We start from the raw sequence: 3200 nt of genomic DNA, 5'->3' as shown, positions 1-3200 counted from the left end.
AACCGGAGGTCGCCCGCGGGAGCGGCGGCGTACGGGATGCCGCGCCACTGCCGCGTGCCGCGCCGGCGCCGCCCGCGGATCGCGCCCGTATCGAGCTCCACGACCGATGACGCGTCCGACAGCACCCCCGGCGACATGCCCTCGACGGTACGTCCGCCGGGTGAACGGCGGGTTGCGGATGCCGCGGCCGCGCTACTCCTCCACGATCTCCGCGTCGGTCACGTCGTGCTCTCCGCCCTCGGGCCCGACGCCCGCCTCGGGCGCGCGCGTCACCGTGAGGTGCTCGCCGCCGTCGGCGAGGCCCACCACGACCGTGTCGCCGTCGCGGATCTCGCCGGCGAGCAGCGCACGCGCGAGCCGGTCGGCGACCTCGGTCTGGATGAGCCGGCGCAGCGGCCGCGCCCCGTAGAGCGGGTCGTAGCCCCGGTCGGAGAGCCAGGTCCGCGCGTCGGGCGTGACGCCGAGCTCGAGCCGGCGCTCGTGCAGGCGGGTCGTGAGCCGGTCGATCTGCAGGTTCACGATCTCGCCGAGCTCGTCGTGCGAGAGCGTGGAGAAGACCACGAGGTCGTCGAGCCGGTTCACGAACTCCGGCTTGAACGACTGGCGGACCGCCGCCATGACGGCGGCCTCCTTCTCCTCCCACGAGAGCGTCGGGTCGATGAGGAACTGCGAGCCGAGGTTGGACGTGAGCACGAGGATCACGTTCCGGAAGTCGACGGTGCGGCCCTGGCCGTCCGTCAGCCGACCGTCGTCGAGCACCTGGAGCAGCACGTCGAACACCTCGGGGTGCGCCTTCTCGACCTCGTCGAGCAGGATCACCGAGTACGGGCGGCGGCGCACGGCCTCGGTGAGCTGGCCGCCCTGCTCGTAGCCGATGTAGCCCGGAGGGGCGCCGACCAGGCGCGACACCGAGTGCTTCTCGCCGTACTCCGACATGTCGATGCGCACCATGGCGTGCTCGTCGTCGAAGAGCACGAAGGCGAGGGCCTTGGCGAGCTCGGTCTTGCCCACGCCGGTCGGGCCGAGGAACAGGAACGACCCGGTGGGCCGGTCGGGGTCGCTGACGCCGGCCCGTGCGCGGCGCACGGCGTCGGCGACGGCCGCGACCGCGGGTCGCTGGCCGATGACGCGGCGTCCGAGCTCGGACTCGAGGTGGAGCAGCTTCTCGGTCTCGCCCTGCATGAGCCGGCCGACGGGGATGCCGGTCCACTGCGCGATGACCGCGGCGATGTCCTCCTCGGTCACCTGCTCGTTGACCATGCGCGGCTCGTCGGGCGCCTGCTCGGCCTGCTCCGCCGCCTCGAGGTCGCGCTGCAGCTGCGCGATGGTCTCGTACTCGAGCTTGGACGCCTTGGCGTAGTCGGCCTCGCGCATCGCGCGATCGCGCTCGGTGACGGCCTCGTCGAGCCGCTTCTTGAGCTCGCCGACGCGGTTGAGCGACATCCGCTCGCGCGACCAGCGCTCCTCGAGCGCGGCCAGCTCGCGTTCGTTCTCGAGGAGCGTCTCGTGCAGGCGCTCGAGCCGCTCCTTCGACGCGTCGTCCTTCTCCTTCTTCAGCGCGAGCTCCTCGAGCCGCATCCGGTCGACCTGGCGCTTGAGCTGGTCGATCTCGACCGGGCTCGAGTCGATCTCCATCTTGAGGCGCGACATCGCCTCGTCGATGAGGTCGATCGCCTTGTCGGGCAGCTGCCGCGCGGAGATGTACCGGTTGGAGAGCGCGGCGGCGGCCACGAGTGCGGCGTCGGTGATGGTGACCCCGTGGTGGGCCTCGTACCGGCCCTTCAGTCCGCGAAGGATGGCGACGGTGTCCTCGACGCTGGGCTCGCCGACGAAGACCTGCTGGAAGCGGCGCTCGAGCGCCGCGTCCTTCTCGACGTACTCGCGGTACTCGTCGAGCGTGGTCGCGCCGATGAGCCGCAGCTCGCCGCGGGCGAGCATGGGCTTCAGCATGTTGGAGGCCGCGACGGACCCCTCGCCGCCGCCCGCGCCCATCAGCAGGTGGAGCTCGTCGACGAAGGTGATGATGCGGCCCTCGGCCTCGTTGATCTCCTTGAGGACGGCCTTGAGTCGTTCCTCGAACTGGCCGCGGTACATGGCGCCCGCGACGAGGGCGGAGATGTCGAGCGCGACGAGCTGCTTGTCCTTCAGCGAGTCGGCGACGTCGCCGGCCACGATGCGCTGCGCGAGCCCCTCGACGACGGCGGTCTTGCCGACGCCGGGCTCGCCGATGAGCACGGGATTGTTCTTCGTGCGCCGGGTGAGCACCTGGCTGACGCGGCGGATCTCGGCGTCGCGACCGATGACCGGGTCGAGCTTGCCCTGGCGGGCGATCTCGGTGAGGTTGACGCCGTACTGTTCGAGCGCCGACTTCTGCTCCTCCTGAGAGCTCGGCGCGCCCTGCATGTTGGCCACGGGGCTCCTTTCGACAAAGTTGAGTCTACTACGCTCAACTTGCGGACCGTGAGCGGTATTCCGGATGCCGCCCGCGTGCGGCCCGGGAACGGCAGCGCGACGCACGGGAATCACGACGCGGACGCGCGCGTTACCGTGGAACGACACCCGAACAAGGAGGAACGGATGCCGCTCGAGGGCGACTACGCACCCAGCACGGCCAAGTGGGCACGCGACCAGGCCGAGACCTACGAGGCGACGGGAGGTCGAGAGGCGAACTCGCTGCGCGGCAGGCCCGTCATCGTGCTGACGACGGTCGGCGCGAAGAGCGGGAAGCTCCGCAAGACCGCGCTCATGCGCGTCGAGCACGACGGCGAGTACGCCGTCGTCGCATCGCAGGGCGGCGAACCCGTCCACCCGGCGTGGTACTTCAACATGAAGCAGCAGCCGCACGTCGAGCTCCAGGACCGCGAGGTCAAGCGCGAGTACCTGGCCCGCGAGGTCACAGGCGCCGAGAAGGAGCTGTGGTGGGGTCGCGCGACCGAGGTCTGGCCCGACTACGACGGGTACCAGGCGAAGACCGACCGCGAGATCCCGATCTTCGTGCTCACCCCGCTCGAGGCCGAGGCGACCGCGGACGACGCAGAGGGCGCGGAGCACGACGGCACCGCGGCCTGACGACGGCGGGCGCCCCGGGCCTCACAGCCACTGCATGGTGAACGCCCGCCCGAGCACCCCGCGAAGCCCCGGCAGGCCGAGCACGCGCACCGCCGCGTTGCGGGTCCGCAGCCGCAGGCCCGTGGCCGGCG

Annotated in this window: 2 protein-coding genes; one reads left to right on the top strand and one right to left on the bottom strand. The window is 71.3% G+C overall.

All coding sequences use genetic code 11. The annotated features are described in order from the left end of the window. Positions 1 to 192: 192 nt before the first annotated feature. The gene (locus ESO86_RS14210) at positions 193 to 2403 is read right to left on the bottom strand and encodes an ATP-dependent Clp protease ATP-binding subunit (RefSeq protein WP_129235585.1); all 2211 of its coding nucleotides are present in this window, start codon (positions 2401 to 2403) and stop codon (positions 193 to 195) included. A 174-nt stretch (positions 2404 to 2577) separates the two neighbouring features. Between ESO86_RS14210 and ESO86_RS14205 the strand changes: the two genes are divergently transcribed. Next, the gene (locus ESO86_RS14205; RefSeq protein ID WP_129235584.1) at positions 2578 to 3069 is read left to right on the top strand and encodes a nitroreductase family deazaflavin-dependent oxidoreductase; all 492 of its coding nucleotides are present in this window, start codon (positions 2578 to 2580) and stop codon (positions 3067 to 3069) included. Positions 3070 to 3200: the final 131 nt, after the last annotated feature.

Source organism: Agromyces binzhouensis, from assembly GCF_004135055.1.
GTDB classification, from domain to species: domain Bacteria; phylum Actinomycetota; class Actinomycetes; order Actinomycetales; family Microbacteriaceae; genus Agromyces; species Agromyces binzhouensis.
This window is presented reverse-complemented; position numbering and strand designations above follow the sequence as displayed.